The organism is Streptomyces mobaraensis, assembly GCF_020099395.1.
Classification (GTDB): Bacteria; Actinomycetota; Actinomycetes; order Streptomycetales; family Streptomycetaceae; genus Streptomyces.
Window position 1 is genome coordinate 2,546,280 of record NZ_CP083590.1, and the last position, 23,763, is coordinate 2,570,042.

At 74.0% G+C, this 23,763-nt stretch carries 21 protein-coding genes, 2 tRNA genes and 1 riboswitch; of the genes, 10 read left to right on the forward strand and 13 right to left on the reverse strand.

Annotated elements, in window-relative coordinates:
- Window positions 1–5: 5 nt before the first annotated feature.
- Window positions 6–467 (reverse strand): hypothetical protein, encoded by a 462-nt coding sequence (locus K7I03_RS10730; RefSeq protein WP_185940269.1) that lies wholly within the window; start codon window positions 465–467, stop codon window positions 6–8.
- A gap of 248 nt (window positions 468–715) precedes the next feature.
- Window positions 716–816: riboswitch (adenosylcobalamin-variant (AdoCbl-variant) riboswitch) on the forward strand.
- A 172-nt stretch (window positions 817–988) separates the two neighbouring features.
- Between K7I03_RS10730 and K7I03_RS10735 the strand changes: the two genes are divergently transcribed.
- From K7I03_RS10735 to K7I03_RS10745, 3 genes are all read left to right on the forward strand, one after another.
- Window positions 989–3,400: a ribonucleoside-diphosphate reductase subunit alpha gene (locus K7I03_RS10735; RefSeq protein WP_185940270.1), complete on the forward strand. Its 2,412-nt coding sequence runs from the start codon at window positions 989–991 to the stop codon at window positions 3,398–3,400.
- Window positions 3,391–4,413 (forward strand): ribonucleotide-diphosphate reductase subunit beta, encoded by a 1,023-nt coding sequence (locus K7I03_RS10740; RefSeq protein WP_185940271.1) that lies wholly within the window; start codon window positions 3,391–3,393, stop codon window positions 4,411–4,413. Before K7I03_RS10735 ends, K7I03_RS10740 begins: the two co-directional genes overlap by 10 nt.
- A 158-nt stretch (window positions 4,414–4,571) precedes the next feature.
- Window positions 4,572–5,000, forward strand: coding sequence for a YciI family protein (locus K7I03_RS10745; RefSeq protein ID WP_185940272.1), 429 nt, complete (start codon window positions 4,572–4,574; stop codon window positions 4,998–5,000).
- 37 nt (window positions 5,001–5,037) lie between these two features.
- Here the strand turns inward: K7I03_RS10745 and def are convergent, their stop codons facing one another.
- The 7 genes from def to K7I03_RS10780 form a co-directional block, all read right to left on the reverse strand.
- A complete protein-coding gene (gene def, locus K7I03_RS10750) occupies window positions 5,038–5,667 on the reverse strand; it encodes a peptide deformylase (RefSeq protein ID WP_185940273.1) in 630 nt (209 codons plus the stop codon).
- 90 nt (window positions 5,668–5,757) lie between these two features.
- Window positions 5,758–6,744, reverse strand: coding sequence for a tetratricopeptide repeat protein (locus K7I03_RS10755; protein WP_004937538.1), 987 nt, complete (start codon window positions 6,742–6,744; stop codon window positions 5,758–5,760).
- Between the two features lie 346 nt (window positions 6,745–7,090).
- A complete protein-coding gene (locus K7I03_RS10760; protein WP_224346989.1) occupies window positions 7,091–10,012 on the reverse strand; it encodes an HD domain-containing phosphohydrolase in 2,922 nt (973 codons plus the stop codon).
- A 169-nt stretch (window positions 10,013–10,181) separates the two neighbouring features.
- Window positions 10,182–10,514 carry a mycothiol system anti-sigma-R factor gene (rsrA, locus tag K7I03_RS10765; protein WP_185940275.1) on the reverse strand — a complete coding sequence of 111 codons (333 nt, stop codon included), beginning with the start codon at window positions 10,512–10,514 and terminating at the stop codon, window positions 10,182–10,184.
- Window positions 10,511–11,200 carry a sigma-70 family RNA polymerase sigma factor gene (locus K7I03_RS10770; RefSeq protein ID WP_224346990.1) on the reverse strand — a complete coding sequence of 230 codons (690 nt, stop codon included), beginning with the start codon at window positions 11,198–11,200 and terminating at the stop codon, window positions 10,511–10,513. Before K7I03_RS10770 ends, rsrA begins: the two co-directional genes overlap by 4 nt.
- A gap of 295 nt (window positions 11,201–11,495) precedes the next feature.
- On the reverse strand, window positions 11,496–12,155 hold the full coding sequence (locus tag K7I03_RS10775; RefSeq protein WP_185940277.1) for an alpha/beta hydrolase family protein: 660 nt from the start codon (window positions 12,153–12,155) through the stop codon (window positions 11,496–11,498).
- A gap of 40 nt (window positions 12,156–12,195) precedes the next feature.
- A complete protein-coding gene (locus K7I03_RS10780; RefSeq protein ID WP_185940278.1) occupies window positions 12,196–13,011 on the reverse strand; it encodes an SOS response-associated peptidase in 816 nt (271 codons plus the stop codon).
- A gap of 142 nt (window positions 13,012–13,153) precedes the next feature.
- Between K7I03_RS10780 and K7I03_RS10785 the strand changes: the two genes are divergently transcribed.
- The 4 genes from K7I03_RS10785 to K7I03_RS10800 all read left to right on the forward strand — a co-directional run bounded on the left by K7I03_RS10785 (window position 13,154) and on the right by K7I03_RS10800 (window position 16,788).
- Complete coding sequence (locus K7I03_RS10785) at window positions 13,154–13,867, forward strand: M50 family metallopeptidase (protein ID WP_185940279.1); 714 nt, start codon at window positions 13,154–13,156, stop codon at window positions 13,865–13,867.
- 123 nt (window positions 13,868–13,990) lie between these two features.
- Window positions 13,991–15,355, forward strand: a complete 1,365-nt coding sequence (aroA, locus tag K7I03_RS10790; protein WP_185940280.1) for a 3-phosphoshikimate 1-carboxyvinyltransferase — start codon at window positions 13,991–13,993, stop codon at window positions 15,353–15,355.
- 15 nt (window positions 15,356–15,370) lie between these two features.
- The gene (rsgA, locus tag K7I03_RS10795; RefSeq protein ID WP_185940281.1) at window positions 15,371–16,378 is read left to right on the forward strand and encodes a ribosome small subunit-dependent GTPase A; all 1,008 of its coding nucleotides are present in this window, start codon (window positions 15,371–15,373) and stop codon (window positions 16,376–16,378) included.
- An 86-nt stretch (window positions 16,379–16,464) separates the two neighbouring features.
- Complete coding sequence (locus K7I03_RS10800; RefSeq protein WP_171167244.1) at window positions 16,465–16,788, forward strand: DMT family transporter; 324 nt, start codon at window positions 16,465–16,467, stop codon at window positions 16,786–16,788.
- Between the two features lie 19 nt (window positions 16,789–16,807).
- Here the strand turns inward: K7I03_RS10800 and K7I03_RS10805 are convergent, their stop codons facing one another.
- A complete protein-coding gene (locus K7I03_RS10805; protein WP_185940282.1) occupies window positions 16,808–17,449 on the reverse strand; it encodes a TetR family transcriptional regulator in 642 nt (213 codons plus the stop codon).
- A gap of 127 nt (window positions 17,450–17,576) precedes the next feature.
- On the opposite strand from K7I03_RS10805, the gene hisN reads away from it, so the two are divergent.
- Both hisN and K7I03_RS10815 read left to right on the forward strand, forming a co-directional pair.
- The gene (gene hisN / locus K7I03_RS10810) at window positions 17,577–18,383 is read left to right on the forward strand and encodes a histidinol-phosphatase (protein WP_185940283.1); all 807 of its coding nucleotides are present in this window, start codon (window positions 17,577–17,579) and stop codon (window positions 18,381–18,383) included.
- A 189-nt stretch (window positions 18,384–18,572) separates the two neighbouring features.
- Window positions 18,573–18,983: a CBS domain-containing protein gene (locus K7I03_RS10815; RefSeq protein ID WP_185940284.1), complete on the forward strand. Its 411-nt coding sequence runs from the start codon at window positions 18,573–18,575 to the stop codon at window positions 18,981–18,983.
- 91 nt (window positions 18,984–19,074) lie between these two features.
- On the opposite strand, the gene K7I03_RS10820 is transcribed toward K7I03_RS10815, so the two are convergent.
- On the reverse strand, window positions 19,075–20,529 hold the full coding sequence (locus K7I03_RS10820; protein ID WP_185940713.1) for a catalase: 1,455 nt from the start codon (window positions 20,527–20,529) through the stop codon (window positions 19,075–19,077).
- Window positions 20,530–20,726: 197 nt separating this feature from the next.
- Here K7I03_RS10820 and K7I03_RS10825 point away from each other — a divergent pair, with 197 nt between their 5' ends.
- Complete coding sequence (locus K7I03_RS10825; RefSeq protein ID WP_185940285.1) at window positions 20,727–21,143, forward strand: Fur family transcriptional regulator; 417 nt, start codon at window positions 20,727–20,729, stop codon at window positions 21,141–21,143.
- A 109-nt stretch (window positions 21,144–21,252) separates the two neighbouring features.
- On the opposite strand, the gene K7I03_RS10830 is transcribed toward K7I03_RS10825, so the two are convergent.
- The 3 genes from K7I03_RS10830 to K7I03_RS10840 form a co-directional block, all read right to left on the reverse strand.
- Window positions 21,253–21,326 (reverse strand) — tRNA-Met (locus K7I03_RS10830).
- Window positions 21,327–21,435: 109 nt separating this feature from the next.
- Entirely contained in the window at window positions 21,436–23,400 is a 1,965-nt protein-coding gene (locus K7I03_RS10835; RefSeq protein ID WP_398856968.1) for a tetratricopeptide repeat protein, read from the reverse strand.
- Window positions 23,401–23,667: 267 nt separating this feature from the next.
- A tRNA-Met gene (locus K7I03_RS10840) sits at window positions 23,668–23,741 on the reverse strand.
- Window positions 23,742–23,763 lie beyond the last annotated feature (22 nt).

Sequence of the window (23,763 nt, forward strand, 5' to 3'; positions counted from 1 at the left end):
CCCGGCTACCACCGTCGGCCCCCGCCTCGCCGGCGGGGCCGCGGCCGGCCGGGCCAGCTCGCCCAGCGCAGCGCCTCCGCCTCCCCGGGCGGCAGCAGGCCCGCGCCGACGAGCGCGGCGCGACCGGCCTGTCTGCCGGCGATCAGATAGCCGAGGTCGGAGGAGTCCGCGTCGTGGTAGTGGCCGTCGGTGACCAGGACGGCGGCCGCCACCCCGCCGAGCCCCTCCAGCAGGCCCCGCCGCAGCGCCGGGAGGTGCTCCCGGGGCAGCAGCTCCTCCGGCACGGCACTGAGCAGCTCCAGCCCGCCGCCCGGCCCGGGCGGTTCGACGTCCGCGACGATGTGCGCGTAGGGCCCGCAGCCGCCGAGATTGAGCCGCACACAGACCCGGATGCCCGGCACGGGCCGGGGCAGGGCCGACACGACGGCAGACTCGGGCCCGCCTGTGATCGATCTCCCGTTCGACATGAACGGATCGTACGAGCGTCCGGGACCGGGCGAAGCCGGATCGGCGGACGCCGCGGCCGGAGCCGCTCCTACGCTTTTGTGAAGCCCGGACGCTCGTGCCGTCTCCCGCCCGGCGAGCGGCGATCGCTTCCGTGAACGAAGCCCCAAAGTGCCCTCCCGTTAGCACATTCCGCGACCGCTCCATGACGTGACGACACAACATGTGGGGGCACGCGCGACCGTCGGCACTAGATGTATGCTCGTCCTCGCTGTCGCCGCAGGGGAATCCGGTGGAAATCCGGAACTGTCCCGCAACGGTGTACGTACGGGCCCAATCCGCCCGTTCCGCAGTCCGAGGACCTGCCGGCAGCACGCCATCGCCGGGCCCGCCCGGTACGGCGTCTGAACACGTCCGGGCCTCGCGGGTTGGGCCGGTGGACGCCCGCGCGCACGCCTCGTACGGCTTCCGTACGCCGTCGGCTGCGCGTGCGCGCTCCCCTGCCCTCCCGCCGGGCCCCCAGCCGAGCGAGGGAGAGCCACACGTGACGATCGCGCCCGCGGAACCTGCTTCAGGTCCGGTTTCAGTGCCCGAGGCGGACACGGTAGCGACCGGCGGCCCCGGGACCGCGCTCCTGCGCACCCTGACGGAGCTCACCGCCGACCTGCCCGCCACCGACCCCGGCAAGGTCGCCGCCGCCGCGCTGCGCGGCCGGCACCCCGGGTCGGACGAGGCCGAACTGCGCTCGCTGGCCACCGAGGCCGCGGCCGGGCTGATCTCCGAGGAGCCCGAGTACTCGCGGCTCGCCGCGCGGCTCCTCACGCTCGCCATCGCCGAGGAGGCGGCCGGGCAGGGCGCGGTCTCCTTCTCCGCGTCCGTCGCCACCGGCCACCGCGAGGGCCTGATCGCCGACGAGACCGCCGCGTTCGTGCGCGAGCACGCCGAGCGGCTGGACGCGCTGGTGGACGCCGCCCTCGCCGACGGCGCCGACGACCGCTTCGGCTACTTCGGCCTGCGCACCCTGCACAGCCGCTACCTGCTCCGCCACCCGATCACCCGGAACGTGATCGAGACGCCGCAGCACTTCCTGCTGCGCGTGGCCTGCGGCCTGGCCGAGGACGGATCGGTCCGCGCCCTGGAGGACGTGGCCGAGCTCTACCGCCTCACCAGCACCCTCTCGTACCTCCCTTCCTCCCCCACGCTCTTCAACTCCGGCACGCGCCACCCGCAGATGTCGTCCTGCTACCTGCTGGACTCGCCGCTGGACGAGCTGGACTCGATCTACGACCGCTACCACCAGGTCGCGCGGCTGTCGAAGCACGCGGGCGGCATCGGCCTGTCCTACTCCCGCATCCGGTCCCGCGGTTCGCTGATCCGCGGCACCAACGGGCACTCCAACGGCATCGTGCCGTTCCTGCGGACGCTCGACGCCTCCGTCGCCGCCGTCAACCAGGGCGGCCGGCGCAAGGGCGCGGCCTGCGTCTACCTGGAGACCTGGCACGCGGACATCGAGGAGTTCCTGGAGCTCCGCGACAACACCGGTGAAGAGGCCCGCCGCACCCACAACCTCAACATCGCGCACTGGATCCCGGACGAGTTCATGCGCCGGGTCGAGGCGGACGCGGACTGGTCGCTCTTCTCGCCGGCCGACACGCCCGACCTGGTCGACCTCTACGGCGACGAGTTCGACGCCGCGTACCGGAAGTACGAGGCCGAGGGCAAGGCCGTCAAGGCGATCCCGGCGCGGGTGCTCTACGCCCGGATGATGCGCACCCTGGCGCAGACCGGCAACGGCTGGATGACGTTCAAGGACGCCGCCAACCGCACCGCCAACCAGACCGCCGAGCCCGGCCAGGTCGTCCACTCCTCCAACCTCTGCACGGAGATCCTGGAGGTCACGAACGACGGCGAGACCGCGGTCTGCAACCTCGGTTCCGTCAACCTCGCCGCCCACCTGGGCACCGATGGCGAGATGGACTGGGAGAAGCTGGACCGGACCGTCCGCACGGCCGTCACCTTCCTCGACCGCGTCGTGGACATCAACTTCTACCCGACCGAGCAGGCCGGGAGCTCCAACTCCCGCTGGCGGCCGGTCGGTCTGGGCCTGATGGGCCTCCAGGACGTCTTCTTCCGGCTGCGGCTGCCCTTCGACTCCCCCGAGGCGAAGGCCCTGTCCACCCGGATCTCCGAGCGGATCATGCTCGCGGCGTACGAGGCGTCCGCCGACCTCGCCGAGCGGCACGGCCCGCACCCGGCCTGGTCCGCGACCCGCACCGCGCGCGGCGTGCTGCACCCGGACCACTACCCGAACACCGAGCCGACCTGGGCCGAGCGCTGGGACGCGCTGCGCGCCCGGATCGCCTCCGTCGGCATGCGCAACTCGCTGCTGCTGGCCATCGCGCCGACCGCGACGATCGCGTCCATCGCCGGTGTCTACGAGTGCATCGAGCCGCAGGTTTCGAACCTGTTCAAGCGCGAAACGCTCAGCGGTGAGTTCCTCCAGGTCAACACCTATCTGGTGGAGGACCTGAAGAAGCTCGGCGTGTGGGACCGCACCACGCGCGACGCGATGACCGACGCCAACGGCTCGATCCAGGACATGAACTGGATCCCGCAGGAGGTGCGCGACCTCTACCGCACCGCCTGGGAGATCCCGCAGCGCGCCCTGATCGACATGGCCGCGGCCCGCACCCCGTACCTGGACCAGAGCCAGTCGCTCAACCTGTTCATGGCCTCGCCCACCATCGGCAAGCTCAGCTCGATGTACGCGTACGCCTGGAAGCAGGGCATCAAGACCACGTACTACCTGCGCTCGCGCCCGGCGACCCGGATCGCCCGCGCGGCGTCCGGTGGCGGCGCCGCCCCGGCCACCGTCCCCGTCCAGCAGGCCGCGCCCGACGCGGACGCCATCGCCTGCTCCCTTGAGAACCCCGAGTCCTGCGAGGCATGCCAGTAATGTCGAACGAACAGAAGAACCTGCTCGACCCGGGCTTCGAGCTGACCCTGCGCCCCATGCGGTACCCGGACTTCTACGACCGCTACCGCGACGCGATCAAGAACACCTGGACCGTGGAGGAGGTCGACCTCCACTCCGACGTGGCCGACCTCGCCAAGCTCTCCCCGGGCGAGCAGCACATGATCGGCCGGCTCGTCGCGTTCTTCGCGACCGGCGACTCGATCGTGGCCAACAACCTCGTGCTGACGCTGTACAAGCACATCAACTCCCCCGAGGCGCGGCTGTACCTGTCGCGGCAGCTCTTCGAGGAGGCCGTGCACGTCCAGTTCTATCTGACGCTGCTGGACACCTACCTGCCCGACCCGGACGACCGCGCCGCCGCCTTCGCGGCCGTGGAGAACATCCCGTCCATCCGGGAGAAGGCCCAGTTCTGCTTCAAGTGGATGGACTCGGTCGAGAAGATCGACAAGCTGGAGACGAAGGCCGACCGCCGCCGCTTCCTGCTCAACCTGATCTGCTTCGCCGCGTGCATCGAGGGTCTGTTCTTCTACGGCGCGTTCGCGTACGTGTACTGGTTCCGCTCGCGCGGTCTGCTGCACGGTCTCGCCACCGGCACCAACTGGGTGTTCCGTGACGAGACGATGCACATGAACTTCGCGTTCGAGGTCGTGGACACCGTCCGCCAGGAGGAGCCCGACCTCTTCGACGACGCGCTGCGGCAGCAGGTCACCGACATGCTGAAGGAGGCCGTCGAGGCGGAGCTGCAGTTCGGCCGCGACCTGTGCGGCGAGGGCCTGCCGGGCATGAACACCGAGTCCATGCGCGAGTACCTCCAGTGCGTCGCCGACCAGCGCCTCCAGCGCCTCGGCTTCGCCCCGGTCTACGGCTCGGAGAACCCCTTCTCCTTCATGGAGCTGCAGAACGTCCAGGAGCTGACCAACTTCTTCGAGCGCCGCGCCTCCGCGTACCAGGTGGCGGTCGAGGGCACGGTCGCGTTCGACGACGAGTTCTAGGCCGCGGTTTCCGAGCGGGCCCTTCCGGAGTTCTCCGGGAGGGCCCGCTCCCGTTCTCGCGAAAAACCGGCGACACGGCGGCCGGGGCGCCCGTACCGTCCGCACCTGCGGGGAGGCTAGGTGGTCAGGGGGCAGCAACGGGACAGGAGAAACACCTGATGCGCGTCATGATGATCGTCAAGGCGACCGAGGAGTCCGAGGCCGGCGTGCTGCCGACCCGGGAACAGGTCGCCGACATGCAGCGGTACAACGAGGCCCTGGCCAAGGCGGGCGCGCTGCTGGCCGCCGACGGGCTGTGGGCGTCCTCGGAGGGCGCCCGGGTGGTGTTCGCGGGCGGGAAGCCCAGTGTGATCGACGGGCCGTTCGACGAGATCGGCGAGCTGATCGCCGGCTACTGGGTCATCCGGGTGGACTCGATGGACCAGGCCCGGGAGTGGGCGACCCGGATCCCGTTCCGGGAGGGCGTCGTCGAACTCCGGCGGATCTTCGAGCCGGCCGACTTCCCCTCCGACGTGCTCCCGCCCGAGGAGGCCGCCCGGGTGGAGGCCCTGCGCGAGGAGGCGCGGGGGCGGTCCGGCCTGGTGTGACACCGGGCCGAACCCCGCGAGCGCACGCCCCGGCGGGTCAGTCGTTGGGGACGACCGGGTAGCGGGGCGTGCCCTCGGCCATCTGCCGGAGCGCGTCCTTGCGGTCGCGCTTGGAGAGGCGGTCGATGTACAGGTAGCCGTACAGGTGGTCCGTCTCGTGCTGGAGGCAGCGGGCGAAGTAGCCGGTGCCCTGGACGGCGATCGGGTTGCCGTTCATGTCCTGGCCGCGCACCACCGCGTAGTCGGGGCGGGCCAGCGGGGCGTACGCCGTCGGGACGGACAGGCAGCCCTCGTTGGAGTCGTCGAGGATCCGGCGGTCGGCGGGGAGCTCGTCCAGGACCGGGTTGCAGACGTGGCCCACGTGCCGGACGCCCTCGTCGTCCATGCAGTCGTAGACGAACACCTTGAGGTCGACGCCGATCTGGTTGGCGGCGAGGCCGACGCCCTCGGCGGTCCGCTGGCTGGCGAACATGTCGTCGATGAGCCGCGCCAGCTTGTCGTCGAACTCCGTGACGTCCTTGCACTCCTTGTGCAGGACGGGGTTGCCGACCACGGTGATCGGACGCGACGTGCCGCGCTCGCGGTGCGCGGTCTCCCGCTCCTCGCAGTCCTCGGTGTCCACGATGAACTCGTCGTTCACCGGCTGATCGGTCTCTTGCTGCGCCATCGCCGCCGTATGCCTCTCTCACAACCCGAATGCACTGTCACGCCCTGGAGCCCAGGGCCCATCCAGGGTAAGCGGACCCGGCCCGGCGGCTCAGCAGACCTCTTCCAGATCCCGCCACTCACGGGTGTCCGGGCTGTCCGCGACCCAGCCGTCCAGCAGCCCGCGGACCAGCCCGGCGGGGGCCGCGATGCCGCACTCGCGCTCGGGCACCCACAGCAGGCCGGAGCCGGCCGTGCGGTGGCCGAGCGGGCCGGGGTGGCCCGGCTCGCTGTGGTCGTGCGGGTCCAGGTGCTCGCCGTCGCCCTCGTCGCTGGGCATCCGGCTCTCCGAGCACGTGCGGCACAGCAGCCGCACGGACGAGGACCAGTCCTCGGCGGCGAACCCGGCGTCGGCCGCCAGCCGCTCCAGCGCGTCCCGGTCCGCCTCGGTGGCGGCCTCCAGCAGGACGACCCAGGTCGGCACCGGCGAGGGGGCCCACAGCTCGATCTCGTCGAAGACCGGGTACGACGGGCCGGCGGCGGTCACCCGCTCGCCGTGCGGGACGCCGTCGTGCAGCACGACCTCGCCCCAGCGGCGGCCGGAGGACGGCAGCGGGATGGACAGCACCTCCATGCGGGCCGGGTCGAGCCGGCGGCCCCAGACCACCTCGGCCTCGCCCTCGGGCGACAGCCGCACGGCCGCGCTGCCCAGCTCCATCCCGAGCGGCTCGCCGGCCGGGCCGCCGTCGCCGGGCACCCGCAGCCCGTACGCCTGCCAGGCGCGGCGGGCCAGCGGCCAGTCCTGGAGGGCGGTGGCGGCGATGCCCACGTTCCACCAGTCGGGGGCGCCCGCGTCGCGGTCCAGCAGCGCCACCGCGCGGAGGCCGGCGGCGCGGGCCTGCTCCCAGTCGTGCCGGAACTTGTGCAGCAGGGCCAGGTTGAACCAGGACTCGGACAGCCACGGCTCCATGTCCGCGGCGCGCGTCAGGAGCGCGCCGGCGTCCTCGTACCGGCCGTCGCCGATGAGCGTGAAGGCACGGTCGGTGGCCTGCCGCCACGAGGCGGAAGGCCGGTGCCGTACCCTGCCGAAGATCCTCACGATGTCCGCCTGCTGGTTTCTCGACGTCCCGCGTGCACCCACGCCGGAGAGCTCTGGTGACCGGCGCCGTCCTCCCCGACGGCCGCCCGCCACGCCTTGCTGACGGTCCCGCCCGCGGGCCGGGCCGTCGTACCGGGGAACCGTGCCCTCCACGACGCATACGCCGCAACAGCGCTCATGACACCCCCCGATCCCGCTTTCCCGTCACGATTGTCGGTCGTTCGTCCTCTGCGTGCTCCGCGTTCCTGCGTACGCCGCGTCCTTCTCTTCGCATCCAACCATGCCCCGTCGGACGCCCGCTCATTACCCGTGGGTTAGTCGTGCTACTCGGGACGCGGCGGGCGTCTCACGGGTCCGGGCACACCGGCGCGCCGCGCGCGAGCACGCGCGCGAGCGCCTCCACCACCCGGGGCTCGTGGTCGTACGCGGTGGCCCGGCGCAGCCGCTCCAGGGCGCGCGCCGATTCCCCGCGCCCGCCGCGTGCGGGGCCGCCGGGGCCACCGGGGGCCGTGAGCTCGTCGTAGGCGTTGGCGGTCCGGACGACGCGGGCGGCGAGCGGCTGCTCGCGGTAGGGGTCGGCCTGGCGTTCCACGGCGTCCGCGACGACCGGCGCGACGGCGGCGTCCAGCGGGGCCAGCCGCGCCACGCTCCCGCCGAGCCGGGCCAGCCGACGCCGCTCCTCGGCGGGCAGCGGCTCGGTGGCCCCGGCGGGGACCGGGTCGACGAGTGAGAGCTGGCCCACGTCGTGCATCAGCGCCGCGTACTCGACGACGGCGAGGTCGCGCTCCGCCATACCGAGCTCGCGGCCGACGGCACGGCTGAGGGCGGCTACGCGCCGTGCGTGACCGGCGGGGGTGCATCCCGCGAGGTCGGTCGCGCGGGCGAGCGAGGCGACGGCGGGCGGGCAGCTCTCGCGCGCCTCCGCGCGGCCCGCGGCGAGCCGCACGGCGAGCAGGGGCAGACAGCAGAAGGGCAGCACCCACGGCCCGGCGACGGCGGGGGCCAGGGCGGCCACCACCGCGGTGGCGCAGACCGCCGGGGCGGTGGCGGGGAGGGCGCGCAGTTCGGCGCGGAGGGCCGCCGGGTAGGGGCAGCAGCCGGTACGGGCCCGGGCGAGGGCCGCCGCGAGGGCGGCGTCGGCGAGGGCGGCCAGGGCGAGGAGCAGCAGCAGCGCCAGGGCGTAGGACGGCCCCTGCGCGGGCCCGGGAACGGCCGGTCCCGCGCCGGGGAGCGCGGGGCGGCAGCCGGCGACGAGGGCCGTGGCGACGAGGCGGCGGGCCAGCCGGTCCCGGCGGCCCGCGGCACCGGAGAGGCCGGTGAGGCTGGAGCCGGACACCACGGCGACGGCCTGCGGCACACCGCCGTCCGCGAGCAGGGCGTAGGCCAGGGCCCCCGCGGCGCCGACCGGGGCGCCACCCCGCGCCCCGAGCCGCTCCGGCCGCCGCCCCGCGGCCTCGCCCAGCGCGATGAGCAGCCCGTACGCACAGGCGGTCCGCGGCTGCTGGACGCCGTGGAGCGCGGTCCAGGCGAGCGCGAGCAGGGCCCCGCCGCCGGTCAGCAGATGGACGGTACGCACCAGCCGGGCGCCGGACACGGCGGTCACCGGTGGGCCCCGGGCGGCGGTACGGGGGCGGGCAGCGGGCGCCGCCCGGGAGGACGGTGGTCGGGGACGGGCGGGGGGCGGCGGTACGGGTGCTCGGCCGCAGGCTCCCCGGGTGGGCGTGGGCCGGGCGGACGGCCCGGGTCCGGGACGCCGGGGGGGGCGCTCCGAGGCGGCTTCGTACGGGCCCTCGTCCGCGGGCTCCCCGGCCGGGCTCGGGCCGGCCGTGCGGCCGGGGTCCGGGGCGAGCAGGAGTTGGCGGGAGGCGTACGGGCCGGTCTCGGGAGCCGCACCCGGCGGGCGGGCGCCGCTCGGGGCGGCCGGGCACCGGCCGGGGGCGCGTTCGTACGGGCGCCCGGCCGGAGGCGTGGACCGGGGCGGTGTGGCGCCGTGATCAAGAGGGACGTTTCCGCAATCGGGAACTGCGGTTTCGTCCAGCACCGGGACCCCCGGCAGGCCGTCCCGTGCCAGGGCCCGCGCGAGCGCCTCGACCATGCGCGGATCGAACTGGGTGCCGGCGCAGCGGCGGAGTTCGGCGAGCGCGGCGGGGACCGGGCGGGCGCGGCTGTAGGTGCGGGTGGAAGTCATGGCGTCGAAGGCGTCGGCGACGGCCACGATCCGGGCCGCCTCCGGGATCCGGTGGCCCGTCAGCCCGTGGGGGTAGCCGCTGCCGTCCAGCCGCTCGTGGTGGTGGAGGATCGCCTCCCGCGCCTCGTCGGGAATCGCGACGCCGCGCACCAGCTCGTCCCCGTACTCGGGGTGCAGCCGGACGATGCGCCGCTCCTCGCCGGTGAGCGGGCCGTCCTTGCGCAACACCCGGGTGGGGACGCCGAGTTTGCCCAGGTCGTGCAGGGTGCCGGCGATGCGCAGGGCCTCCAGCCGGTCGCCGGCCACGCCGAGTTCGCGGCCGATCCGCAGGGCGAGCAGGCCGACCCGCTCGCCGTGACCTCGCGTGTAGTGGTCCTTGAGGTCGACCGCCTCGACCAGCGCCCGGACCGTCGCGCCGCGGTCGGCGCGCTCCCGCCGGGCGCCGGCCGCGGGCCGGACGGGGACGGTGTGCGGCAGCAGGACCAGCAGGGCGGCCACCGGCCCGTAGGCGCTGCGCCACAGCTCGGCCGCGAGCAGCGCGGCCGGCCCGTGGAGCAGCGCGAAGCCCAGCGCGGGCCCCAGGAGGGCGGGCCGCCGGACCGCCGGGCGGCATCCGGCGCGGGGGACGCCGGCGCTCACCAGGCTCACGAGCGCGAGGACGAGGGCGGCGGCCAGCACGGCGGGCAGCGCGCCCAAAAGGCCGGGCGGCAGGGCGGCGCGGGCGGCGCCGAAGCACAGGGCGGCGGTCGTCGCGGCGAGCGCGAGGAGCGCGGCGCGCCCCAACCGGCGCCGGCCGTCCGGGCGTTCACGTCCCGGGCGGCGGGCCGGGGAGAGGAGGCCGCCCGGCACGGCGGCCAGCGCGGCGGCGGCCGGCGGCAGCAGCACCACGGCCAGCAGCAGCGCCGGCGGCACCGGCGCGCGGCGCGGCCGGAGCCCGCCGAGGGCGCCGACGGCCGCCAGGAGGACGGTCGTTCCCCAGGGGGCGGCGGCGGGGTCCCGCACGGCGGGCAGCGTGCTCAGGACCGCCGCGCCCACGGCACCGGAGATCCAGGCGCGCGCCGCCGCCGGGACTGCCTCCATGACATGTCCTCCCCATCCGGACTCGCTGTCGGGATGGGGAGAATAGGCTCACGCGCGGCGCTCACGGCCGGATCGGCGGGAACCGCCGTCCGTTCGGGTGACGTTCGCCGGGCGGCCGTTTTGATGCGGGTTCCGGGGCCGTTCGCGCCGGGCTCCCCGGGCACCCGGCTCAGTCCTGCGGGACGCTCCGGGCTTCGGCCTCGGCCGCGCGGGCCTCGGCCACCACGTCCTGCTCCGGCACGGACTCGCCGGCGCGGATGAGCTCGATCCGGCCCATCACCTTGGAGCGCAGGTCGGCGGGGACGTCGTCATGCCCGCAGCAGCGCTTGACCAGCTTCTTGACCGCCTGCTCCAGCCCGTACTTCTCCAGGCAGGGGGAGCATTCGTCGATGTGCACCTCGAACTTGGCACAGTCGCCGTCCGGCATCTCGCGGTCGAGGTACTCGTAAAGGTGGTCGAGGACTTCAGAGCAGTCCGTCTCGTGCGGCTCTCCGCAGCTCATGAGTCCGAGCCCTTCCCATTGTGCGACGCGTCGGAACCGTGCGGCGCGGCGGCCCCGGCCGGGACCAGGCCACGCTCGCGGGCGTAGTCCTCCAGCAGACCGCGCAGCTGCCGTCGGCCCCGGTGGAGGCGGGACATCACCGTGCCGATGGGGGTACCCATGATGTCCGCGATCTCCTTGTAGGCAAACCCCTCGACGTCCGCGAGGTAGACCGCTATGCGGAATTCCTCGGGAATGGCCTGAAGGGCCTCCTTGACATCGGAGTCCGGCAGGTGGTCGAGCGCCTGCGACTCGGCGGACCGCAGCCCCTGGGACATGTGCGACTCGGCACGCGCCAGCTGCCAGTCCTCGATCTCCTCGGACGCGCTGCGCAGCGGCTCGCGCTGCTTCTTGCGGTACGAGTTGATGAAGGTGTTGGTCAGGATGCGGTACAGCCACGCCTTGAGGTTCGTGCCGTCACGGAACTGGTGGAAGGACGCGTAGGCCTTCGCGTACGTCTCCTGGACCAGGTCCTCGGCGTCCGCCGGATTGCGGGTCATCCGCAGGGCGGCGGAGTACATCTGGTCGAGGAAGGTCAGCGCGTCGCGCTCGAAGCGGGCGTTGCGCTCCGCCGTGCTCTCCGCGGCCTGGGCGGGGGGGTGCTCCTCGCCGTGCGTCCCCGCGTCGGTACCCACGACCGGACCCACCTCCTCCGAAAGCTTGGACGAGCCCTGGGCGGACCCGCTCGATTCGGAGAATAGACGATGACCTGCCGAACCGGCCGAACCCGCCGCTCCGGCCAGACTGCCCATGACGACCGGCCGGCCCCGGTCTGCGGTGCTGGGGCGGGACAGGCATGCGATCGAACCCATGGGGCGGGTCTCCCAATCCTTTGTCATGTGCCGGTGCGTGTCGTACGTGGTGCTCAACATCGGCACGGCCCGTCCCATTCCCGCCGGCCCCGCCGGTCCCCCGGCCGGTTCCGGAGGCCCGGCACCCGCCTCAGCCGCCCGGCAGCTCCGTCAGCCGGCCGGCCACGGCGTCGGTGATCACCGCCAGTGCGTCCTCCTGGGTGACGCCGCCGTTCTTCGCGGCGCTCTTCGGCACCGCGAACCCGTGGTCCCCGCCGGGCACGGCGACCGGCGTGACGCCGGGCGGGAACTCCTCGGGACGGCCGAACGGATCGCGGGCGCCCTGGACGACGAGGACCGGCACCCCGGCGCCGAGCAGCTCCTCCGCCCGGGACTTCTCCGGCCGGCCCGGCGGGTGGAGCGGGAAGCTCAGCGCGAGCACCGCGACCGCGCCCAGCTCCGCCGCCGTCCGGCAGGCGACGCGCGCCCCCGCGCTCCGGCCGCCCGCGACGACGGGGAGCCCGGGCGCGGCGAGCACGGGCCACAGGGCGCGCCAGGCCGTGTCGAGGGCCCGGGGCGCCGGGGCCACCTTCCTGCCGGCCACCCGCCAGGGCTGCTCCACGAGTGCCACGGTCACCCCGTGCGCGGGCAGGGCGGCGGCCAGGGCCTGGAGGTCGCGGGCCTCGACGCCGCCGCCGGCGCCATGGCCGAGGGCGAGCACCAGGCGGGGCTCCGGCGCGGGGTGCCAGTGGACGCGGGCCTCGCCCGCGGGGGTCTCCACGCTCTCCGTCAGTGGTTTCTTCGTCGTCACGCGGCCATCCTGCCGTGCCCGCCCCCGGCGCCACGCCGTGTCAGAACAGCGTCGTCTCCTCCGGCGCCGCCAGCTCGGTCACCAGCTCCGGCCCGTTGTTGCGGACGTCGCTGACCGCCGTCGTCACCGGGTACGCGCGCACCAGCCCGGGCGGGGGCGGGGCGAGCAGCGAGCGCAGCTCCTCCGGGTCCGTACGCGCCGGGTCGAGCCAGGCGGCCCAGCGGTCGGGCGGCAGGACCAGCGGCATCCGGGGGTGGATCCCGGCCAGGGAGCGCGGGCCGTCCTCGGTGCCGCCGGCGAACGGGCGGTCGTCGGCCTCGGTGGTTATCACCGAGCAGGTGGCCCACCAGGCCGCCGGGTGGTCGTCGGGGAGGGTGCGGTCGCGCCAGAACTCGTAGAGGCCGGCCATCGCCATGACCGAGCCGTCGGCGGGCGTCACGAAATAGGGCTGCTTCCGGGGGCGCTTGCGGCGGCCCTGCACCTCCAGCTCGCGCTCCTGTGCGCCGGTGACCCACTCGTAGTAACCGTCCGCCGGGAGCAGGCAGCGCCGCTCCGCGAACGCCCGCCGATAGGACGGCTTCTCGTGCACCGTCTCCGCCCGGGCGTTGATCATGCGGGCGGCGCCCTCCGGCGACTTCGCCCAGGAAGGGACGAGCCCCCACTTCAGGACGCGCAGCTGCCGGACCGGGCGCCGGTCATGCGCGCCCTTGAGCGGGCGCTCCAGGACGGCGTACACCTCTTTGGTGGGCGCCACGTTCCAGTCCGGCGCCAGGGTCTCCTCCGGCTCCCACACCTCCACGTCCAGGAGCCCGGCCAGATCCTCCGGCCCCCGGCTCGCCGCGTACCGCCCGCACATGTCCGACCGCCCCTCGGTTCTTCTCCGTCACGTCTGCCACCGACCATGCTGCCGCACGGGCCGGACACTCCGGCCCGGAACCGTCACCCGGCGCCGGCCGTCCCTCAGCACGGACCACGAACGCGCAAGGAGCGGCCCCACCATGGACAGCACCACCGCCACCGACCTGTGGGACCGCCTGGCCGGCAGCCAGTCCGGGCCCTCGGTCTGGACCGTCGTCGGCACCGGGCTGGTCGCCCTGGCGGCGATCGTCCCGCCCCGGGTCTGGCGGGTGACGCGCAACGCGATCACCATCGCCCACGAGGGCGGCCACGGCCTGGTGGCGCTCCTCAGCGGCCGGACCCTGGACGGCATCAGGCTGCACTCGGACACCTCGGGACTCACGGTCTCGCGCGGACGGCCGACCGGCTTCGGCATGGTCCTCACCGCGGCCGCCGGCTACCCCGCGCCCTCGCTGCTCGGCCTGGCCGGCGCCTGGGCGCTGTCCACCGGGCACGTCACGGCCCTGCTGTGGGTGGCGGCGGCGCTGCTGGCCGCCATGCTGGTGATGATCCGCAACGCGTACGGCGCGCTGACGGTGGTGCTCACCGGCGCGGCCTTCGTCCTGGTCTCCTGGCTGGCCGGCCCGGAGGTGCGGGCGGCGTTCGCCTACGGGGTGGTGTGGTTCCTGCTGCTGGGGGGCGTGCGGCCGTCCTTCGAGCTCCAGCGCAAGCGCCGGTTCGGGGCGGCGGCGGACTCCGACGCCGACCAGCTCGGCCGGCTGACCGGGGTGACGCCGGTGCTGTGGCTGCTCTTCTTCCACGTGGTCGCGCTGGCCGCGCTGCTGGCCGGCGGCAACCTGCTGCTCCGGGGGTGAACCGGCGGCTGATCCGGCGGGCGTCCGGCGGTTGATCCGGCGGGCGTCCGGGCGCGCGACGGCGGGGGCCGCGCGCCCGTAGGGCCCGGTCACCGCCCTCGGTGAGGCCGTAAGGTTAGGGGCATGACCGAGAGCCCCGCGCCCACCGACCTCTGGCCCGCTCCCACCGCGACCGGGGCCGTCGACGCGACCGTCACCGTGCCCGGCTCCAAGTCGGTGACCAACCGCGGCCTCGTCCTCGCGGCGCTCGCCGCCGAGCCCGGCTGGCTGCGCCGCCCGCTGCGCTCGCGCGACACCCTGCTGATGGCGGAGGCGCTGCGCGCCATGGGCGTCGGCATCGAGGAGACCGTCTCCTCCAGCTCCGAGGGAGACCACGACGGCTCCGGCGAGGCGTGGCGGATCATCCCGGCCCGGCTGCACGGCCCGGCCACGGTCGACGTCGGCAACGCGGGCACGGTCATGCGCTTCCTGCCGCCGGTCGCGGCGCTCTCCGACGGCCCGGTCCGTTTCGACGGCGACCCGCGCAGCTACGAGCGCCCGCTGCACGGCGTGATCGACGCGCTGCGCGCGCTGGGCGCCCGGATCGACGACAACGACCGCGGCGCGCTGCCGCTGACCGTGCACGGCGCCGGGGCGCTGGAGGGCGGTCCGGTGGAGATCGACGCCTCGTCGTCGTCCCAGTTCGTGAGCGCGCTGCTGCTCTCCGGCCCGCGCTTCAACCAGGGCGTGGAGGTGCGGCACGTCGGCTCGGCACTGCCCTCGCTGCCGCACATCCGGATGACGGTCGAGATGCTGCGCGCCGCCGGCGCCCAGGTGGACACCCCCGAGTCCGGCGGCGAGCCCGACGTGTGGCGGGTCTCCCCCAGCGCCCTCCTCGGCCGCGACCTGGTGGTCGAGCCCGACCTGTCGAACGCGGCGCCGTTCCTGGCGGCGGCCCTGGTCACCGGCGGCCGGGTCACCATCCCGGACTGGCCCGAGCGCACCACGCAGCCGGGTGACGCACTGCGCGACATCTTCACCGCCATGGGCGGCAGCTGCGAACTGACCGACGCGGGCCTGACGTTCACCGGCACCGGCCGGATCGCCGGCATCGACGCGGACCTGCACGAGGTCGGCGAGCTCACCCCGGTGATCGCCGCGGTGGCCGCGCTCGCCGACTCCGAGTCCGAGCTGCGCGGCATCGCCCACCTGCGGCTGCACGAGACGGACCGGCTGGCCGCGCTGGCCAAGGAGATCAACGAGCTCGGCGGCGACGTCACCGAGACCGCCGACGGCCTGCGCATCCGCCCGCGCCCGCTGCACGGCGGCGTCTTCCACACCTACGAGGACCACCGGCTGGCCACCGCCGCGGCGGTGCTCGGCCTCACCGTCCCGGGTGTCGAGGTGGAGAACGTGGCGACCACCGCCAAGACCCTGCCCGACTTCCCGGAGCTCTGGCACGGCATGCTCGGATCCGTCGCGGGGGCGACGACGGTGCCGAGAGCCTGAGGGAACCGGAACACCATGCGCCGCTACGGCAAGCACACCGACGAGGACGACGTCCGCGTCCGCCCCAACCGCAAGGGCAACCGGCCGCGGACCAGCATCCGCCCCAAGCACGAGGACGCCGCCGAGGGCTTCGTCCTCACCGTCGACCGGGGCCGGCTGACGGTCCTCGTCGAGGACCGCATCGTCATGGCCATGAAGGCGCGCGAGCTGGGCCGCAAGGGCGTCGTCGTCGGCGACCGGGTCGCGGTCGTCGGTGACCTCAGCGGACAGAAGGACACCCTCGCCCGGATCGTCCGGGTCGAGGAGCGCCGCTCGGTGCTGCGCAGGACGGCCGACGACACCGACCCGTTCGAGCGGGTCGTGGTCGCCAACGCCGACCAACTGGCCATCGTCACCGCCCTGGCCGACCCCGAGCCGCGCCCCCGGCTGATCGACCGCTGCCTGGTCGCGGCGTACGACGCGGGTCTCGAACCGCTGCTCGTCCTGACCAAGTCGGACCTCGCCCCGGCCGAGAAGCTGATGGAGTCCTACGGCGCGCTGGGCCTGCCCTACGTGGTCACCAACCGCGAGGAGCTGGCCGTCGGGGAGGCCGCGGAGCGGGTGCGGGAGCGGCTCAACGGCCGGGTCACCGCGTTCGTCGGGCACTCCGGCGTCGGCAAGACCACGCTCGTCAACGCGCTCGTCCCGGACCGGCAGCGGGCCACCGGGCACGTCAACGCGGTCACCGGCCGCGGCCGGCACACCACCACGTCGGCGCTGGCCCTGCCGCTGCCCAGCGGTGACGGCTGGGTGATCGACACCCCGGGCGTGCGGTCGTTCGGGCTGAACCACATCGACCCCTCGCGCGTCATCCACGCCTTCCCGGACCTGGTGCCGGGCACCGAGGGCTGCCCGCGCGCGTGCAGCCATGACGAGCCGGACTGCGCGCTGGACCAGTGGGTCACGGACGGGCACGCGGACCCGCAGCGGCTGTACTCGCTGCGCCGGCTTCTGGCCACCCGGGAGCGGCGCGAAGGCGACTGATCGCCTACGTTTGCGCATGACCGCCGATGGCAAGTGCAACAGCACCGGGACGGACGGGGCGGTCGACGACACGGGAGGCGAAACTGATGGCGTGGCTGCTGGTCGTGGTCGCAGGGCTTCTGGAAACCGGCTTCGCCGTCTGCCTCAAACTCTCGCACGGCTTCACCCGCCTGTGGCCGACGATCGCCTTCGCCTGCTTCGCCCTCGGCAGCTTCGGCCTGCTGACCCTCTCCCTCCGGAAGCTGGACGTGGGCCCGGCCTACGCGGTGTGGACGGGCATCGGCGCGGCCGGGACGGCGATCTACGGCATGGTCTTCCTGGACGACCTGGTCTCCACGCTGAAGCTGGTCTCGATCGCGTTCGTGATCGTCGGGGTGATCGGGCTCCAGCTGTCGGGCTCCGCGCACTGAGCGCGCCGGATCCCGGGGATCACTCCCGCCCGCCGCCGAGCAGCGTCCTGACCACGCCGGCCACCTCCTCGGCCGCCTCGGTGTCGGAACCGGCCGGGGCGACCACGTACGACAGGGTCATCCGGACGGCGGCCTCGCAGGCCCGGCGCAGCACGTCCGGGTCCGGCGGGCGGCCGGTCCTGGCGGTGGCCTCGCCGGCCGCCCCGGCCGCGCTGCCGGTGATGCGCTCCACCAGGGTGCCGGGCGTGGGGGCGCTCCGGGCCGTCACCGGTGACGGCGGGGTGCGCGGCGCCGGTACGGCGGGGGCCGCCTGGGCGGGCAGCCGCTCGCCGCGGCAGCCGGTGAGGGCCGCGCGGACCAGCGGGTTGACCCGCGCGGTGCGCAGCGTCCAGACGGCCGCGGCCGCGCAGCAGTCGCCGGCGTCGGCGTCCTCCCGCTCGACGGCGTCGGCCAGCGAGCGTTCCACACCGGCCAGGAAAGACTCGGCCTCGCGCCGGACCAGAGCCCGGGCCAGGCCGTCCTTGCTGCCGAACTCGTTGTACAGGGTCTGCCGGGACACCCCGGCGGCGGCCGCCACGTCGACCATCCGGACCCCGTGCCAGGGCCGGATGCCGAGCGCCGTGTAGGCCGCGTCCAGCAGGAGCTCTCGTGCCGCGGGCATCGTCGCCTCCCGGGGCCTGGCGGCCGCACGACGGTTGTGGCCACAGAATTGACGCACCACCAGACGGTGTCAAGAGCCCGGGCGGGCCGCACGTGCGCGGAGGGGGCCCGCGGGTAGTGTTCCTGTTATGTCCGACTACCACGATGATCTGCGTTTGGCCCATGTCCTGGCGGACGCCGCCGACGCGGCGACCATGGAACGGTTCAAGGCCCTCGACCTCAAGGTCGAGACCAAACCGGACATGACCCCGGTGAGCGAGGCCGACAAGGCCGCCGAGGAGCTGATCCGCGGTCACCTCCAGCGGGCGCGGCCCCGCGACGCCGTGCTCGGCGAGGAGTTCGGCGGCGAGGGCCTCGGCCCGCGCCGCTGGGTCATCGACCCGATCGACGGCACGAAGAACTACGTGCGCGGGGTGCCCGTCTGGGCGACGCTGATCTCCCTCATGGTCCAGACGGAGCACGAGGGCACCGTCGACTACCAGCCGGTCGTCGGCGTGGTGTCGGCCCCGGCGCTGGGCCGGCGGTGGTGGGCGGCGAAGGACTCGGGCGCGTACACCGGGCGCAGCCTGTCGTCCGCGAGCCGGCTGACGGTCTCCAAGGTCGAGCGCATGGCGGACGCCTCGTTCGCGTACTCCTCGCTGTCGGGCTGGGAGGAGCGCGGGCTGCTGCCGCGCTTCCTGGACCTGACGCGGGACTGCTGGCGGACGCGTGGCTACGGCGATTTCTGGCCGTACATGATGGTCGCCGAGGGCTCGGTGGACATCTGCGCGGAGCCCGAGCTGTCGCTGTGGGACATGGCGGCGAACGTCGTCATCGTGGAGGAGGCCGGCGGCCGGTTCACGGGGCTGGACGGACGGCGGGGGCCGCACAGCGGGAACGCCGCCGCGTCGAACGGGCTGCTGCACGACGAGCTGCTGGGGTATCTGCGCGCCTGAGGGGTCCCGGTGGCGGACGGGGTGGCGGCAGGAACGTCACAGCCCGTTCGGCCGCGCGAAACCTCAAAGACGGCGTAAAAAGTCGGCAAAGCGGCCGATTGCCGTCCTCTTCCCCGCCGGGGCGTCGCGTGTCACGCTGAGGAGCAGCTTGTGAATGCGTGAAAGCGCCCCGCAGGAGGTGGCCCGCCCATGCTCGTCCGCGACGCCATGAGCACGATCGTCCTCACCATCGGCCCCGCCCACACCCTCCGGCAGGCCGCCCGGCTGATGTCCGCACGGCGGGTCGGCGCGGCCGTCGTCCTCGACCCCGACACCAGCGGCCTGGGCATCCTGACCGAACGCGACGTCCTCAACGCGCTCGGCGCCGGGTGCGACCCGGACCGGGAGACCGCCCACCGCCACACCACCTCCGACGTGGTCTTCGCGGCGCCGGAGTGGACGCTGGAGGAGGCCGCCACCGCCATGTCGCGCGGGGAGTTCCGGCATCTGATCGTGCTGGACGGCCAGGAGACCGTGGGCGTGGTCTCGGTGCGCGACGTCATCCGCTGCTGGGTGGCGCACGGGGTGCCACGGCGGGACGGGGCGGCGCTGACGGCGTGAGCCGGCCGGCCGCCCTTCGACGGACAGGCGGACAGCCGGAGAGGCCGGAGCCCCATGGCGTCCGGCCTCTCCGTTTCTTACGACAAGCGCCCTAGCCGCGCAGGGCCTGGACCGCGGCCTCCAGCCGCTTGCCGTAGTCGGGGTCCGCCTGGCGGAAGTTGTTGATCGCCCGCTCCGCGATGTCGTCGCGCGACACCTTGGCGATGAAGCCCGCGAGGTTGGCGATCAGGCGCTCCTTCTCCTCCTCCGTCATCAGCCGGTAGAGGTTGCCCGCCTGGACGAAGTCGTTGTCCTCGGCGTGCGTGGGAGTCGCGATGTTGCCGGTGACCCCGGTGACGGGGACCGGCTGCCACAGCGGCCGTCCGGTCTCCGCGGGGCCGCCGAAGCTGTTCGGCTCGTAGTTCTTCGCCCGGCCGTGGCGGCCGTCGTAGGCGTAGCCGTCCCGGCCGTAGGTGCGGGCCGTGGTGGCGTGCGGGCGGTTCACCGGCAGCTGGTCGGCGTTGATGCCGACGCGGTAGCGGTGGGCGTCGGCGTAGGCGAACAGCCGGCCCTGGAGCATCTTGTCGGGGGACGGTCCGATGCCGGGCACGAAGTGCGACGGCGAGAAGGCGGACTGCTCGACCTCGGCGAAGACGTTGTCGGGGTTGCGGTTGAGCTCCAGCTTGCCGATCTCGTGCAGCGGGTAGTCCGCGTGCGGCCAGACCTTGGTCAGGTCGAACGGGTTGAAGCGGTAGGTCGCCGCCTCGTCCGCCGGCATGATCTGGACGGACACCGTCCAGCTCGGGAAGTCGCCGCGCTCGATGGACTCGCGCAGGTCACGCTGGTGGGAGTCGGGGTCCTCGCCGGCGAGCCGGTTGGCCTCCTCCTGCGTGAGGTTCTTGATGCCCTGGTCGGTCTTGAAGTGGTACTTGACCCAGAAGACCTCGCCGGCCTCGTTGTTCCACTGGTAGGTGTGCGAGCCGAAGCCGTCCATGTGGCGGTACGAGGCGGGGATGCCGCGGTCGCCGAAGAGCCAGGTCACCTGGTGGGTGGCCTCGGGCGACAGACCCCAGAAGTCCCAGACGTTGTCCGCCTCCTGCGAGCCGGTGTACGGGTCGCGCTTCTGGGTGTGGATGAAGTCGGGGAACTTGATGGCGTCGCGGATGAAGAAGATCGGCGTGTTGTTGCCGACGAGGTCGTAGTTGCCCTCTTCGGTGTAGAACTTCAGCGCGAAGCCGCGCGGGTCGCGCACCGCGTCCGCCGAGCCGAGGTTGCCGGCGACGGTGGAGAAGCGGAGGAACGTTTCCGTCTGCTTCCCGACCTGCGACAGGAAGTTCGCCCTGGTCCACCGGGTGACGTCCTGCGTCACGGTGAAGGTGCCGTAGGCGCCGGCGCCGCGGGCGTGCACCACGCGCTCCGGGATCCGCTCGCGGTTGAAGTGCGCGAGCTTCTCCAGCAGCAGCTGGTCCTGCACCAGGACGGGGCCACCGATGCCCGCGGTCTCACTGTTCTGGTTGTCCGCGACCGGAGCTCCGGACTCCGTGGTCAGCGGGCCCGTTGTGGTCATGGCCTCGTCCTGAACCGTCACGTACGCCTCCGTCTTCTCGGTCCTGCCCGCCCGGCCGGTCCTCTTCGGCCCCGCGGCGAGATCGATCCTTACATTGGACTTTGTCTAAGTCAAGATGGAGCTGACATAAAAACCGGATCCAGTGGTAGACGGCTGCCGCTGCTAGGCTGGTCCTATCTGACTGATGGGTGAATGGCATGAGTGACCTGCTGGAACGGCTCCGGGGACGTGGCTGGCGGCTGACCGCGCAGCGGCGCGTCGTCGCCGAGGTGCTCGACGGGGACCATGTGCACTACACCGCCGACGAAGTGCACGCCAAGGCGACCGAACTGCTCCCGGAGATCTCCCGGGCGACGGTCTACAACACGCTCGGCGAACTGGTGTCCCTCGGCGAGATCATCGAGGTGAGCACCGACGGCCGGGCGAAACGCTACGACCCGAACGCCCACCACGCGCACCAGCACCTGGTGTGCTCCCGCTGCGGCACCATCCGCGACGTCCACCCCTCCGGGGACCTCCTCGCCGGGCTGCCGGCGGAGGAGCGCTTCGGCTTCCGGGTGTCCGCGGTCGAGGTGACCTACCGCGGGGTGTGCCCGGGCTGCTCGGAGGCGTGACGGAACGGCGGGCGCCGGGGGGGGGGCGTTCGTTCCGGGCCGGTTCGGGTTCGGCGTGCGGGCACAGCACGAAGGCCCGGATCCTGAGGATCCGGGCCTTCGTTCAGAGTAGCGGGGACAGGATTTGAACCTGCGACCTCTGGGTTATGAGCCCAGCGAGCTACCGAGCTGCTCCACCCCGCGTCGATGAACCAACTGTAACCCGGTCAAGGCGTTCCATGCAAACGGGTGATCCCCGTCCGGCGGCGCGCGGTCCGGCCCGCTCCGCCACGCGGCCCCGCCGGGGCCGCCGTCACGCCGACAGCTCCTGCTGGAGGGCGTCCCGCAGCCGCGCCGCCCGCTCGGCGACCTCGGCCGGGCCGCACTCGACCGCCTGCGCGCACCACAGCTGGGCCTCCGTGAGATCGCCGTGCCGGGCGGCCAGCAGGGCCAGCCGGAGGGCCGCGCGGCCGTGCCCGGCCTCGGCGGCCCGCGTCCACCACAGCGCGGCCTCCGGCTCGCTGCCCTCGCGGGCCAGCAGCAGCCCGAGGTTGAACGCGCCGTTCCGGCTGCCCGCCTCCGCCGCCTCCCGGTACCAGCGGGCGGCCCGGACGACGTCGCCGCGGGCCGCCACGATCATCCCGAGCCGCACCTGGGCCCGCCGGTGCCCCTGGCGGGCGGCGCGGTCGTACCACTCCTCGCACTCGGCCGCGGCGCCCTCGCCGCGGTCCTCCCGGTCCAGCAGGCTCGCGAGCCGGAACGCGGCCTCGGCGCTGCCGCCGCGGGCCGCGACCCGCAGATGGCGCTCGGCCTCCTCGGCGTCCTCCTGGCCGCCGTCCCGCAGCAGGGCCATGGCGACCTGGAGGGCGGCCTCGGTGTGGCCGGCGGCGGCGGCGCGCTCGTACCAGCGCAGCGCCTCCCGCTCGTCGTGTCTCCCGGCGTACAGGATGCCCAGGTTGAACGCGGCGTCGACGCTGCCGGCCTCGGCCGCCTTGGAGAACCACGGCTCGGCGCCCGCCGGGTCGCCGGCCTGGAGCAGGAGGACGGCCAGGGCGTTGGCGGCCTCCCGGTGGCCCGCGTAGGCGGCGCGCCGGTACCACTGCTCGGCCTGGGCCGACCGGCCCTGCTCGGCGCAGAGCAGGGCGAGGTTGTACGCGCCGTTGACGTCACCGGCGTCCAGGGCGGCGCGGTACCAGCGCTCGGCCTGCTGGGCCTCGCCGCGGTCGGCGTGCAGGGCACCCAGGGCGTTGGCCGCGTTGCCGTCGCCGTCCTGGGCGGCCCGGCGCCACCAGACGGCGGCGCTGTCGTTGTCGCCGGCGTCGCGCAGCAGGAAGCCGAGGGCGCAGGCGGCGCGGGACTCGCCGTCCTTGGCGGAGGTCAGGTACCAGCGGGCCGCCTCCTGGATCTCGCCGCGCGCCTCCAGCAGGGTGCCCAGGTGGAGGGCGGCGCGGCGGTGGCCGCGGGCGGCGGCCTGGCGGTACCACTGCTCGGCCTCGGCGGCGGGCCCGCGCTCCTTGCCGACCGCGGCGGCGGCCCGCAGGTCTCGTACGGAGGTGTCCCCGCCGCCGACGGGGGTGCGGCGGCCGCCGGCCGCCGGGGCCGGGCCGGGGAGGACGCCGGGGCGGGTGGCGGCGGAGCCGGGGGCGCGGCCGTCGAGGATGCGGGCGAGGCGGTACGCCGCCTCGCGGTGGCCCCGCTCGGCGGCGGACCGGAACCAGCGCTCCGCGCCCACGTCGCTGCGGTGCTCCAGGAGGTCGGCGAGGGCGTAGGCGCCGAGGGCGTGCCCGGACTCGGCGGACTGCCGCAGCCAGTACTCGGCGGCGGGCTCGTCGCCGCGCTCGCGGTGGTAGCGGCCCAGGGCGTGCGCGGCGGCGGCCGAACCGGCGACGGCGGCGACGCGCCACCAGGCGGCGGCCTCGTCGGGGTAGCCGCGCTGGTGCAGCAGGACACCCAGGTTGTTGGCGGCGGAGCGGTCGCCCTCGGCGGTGGCGGCGCGCAGGCAGCGCTCGGCGGCGTCCAGGTCGCCGCGGCGCAGCAGCAGGGCGCCGAGGGTGCTCAGGGCGGCGGGGTCGCCGGATTCGGCGCGGCGGCGGGCGGTTTCGAGCTCCAGATCGGCGGCGTCCGCGGAGGCGCCCACGGCGGCCGTGACGGACGTCTGGGACGGGACCTGCCCGCCTTGCCCGTCCGGGTCGCTCCCCCGGTCGGTCCCCTGCTCACTCCCCCGGACGGGAGCCCCTACCAGCCGACGTGCGTCCACCAGCCTCGCCTTGTCCCCCATACGTCCCATCGTCGCACTCCCGCAACCCGTGTACACCTGGAATGCCGTAGCCAGTGAGGTCACTTCGGCGTTTTGTCGACTTCCCGACTTCCCGACACAGCGATGCCCCAAACTCTAATCAAAAGCCCCGCACATAACCCGCACAGAGCAGCGTGGCGCCGGATGCGAACGGTGGTCCCCCGTCGGCCGGCCTCGGAGCGCGGCCCTTACCACCGCTCCGGACGCACGACAAGGCCCGGAGTCCGAGACTCCGGGCCTTGTCTTCAGTAGCGGGGACAGGATTTGAACCTGCGACCTCTGGGTTATGAGCCCAGCGAGCTACCGAGCTGCTCCACCCCGCGCTGTTGTGGAACAACCGTACCA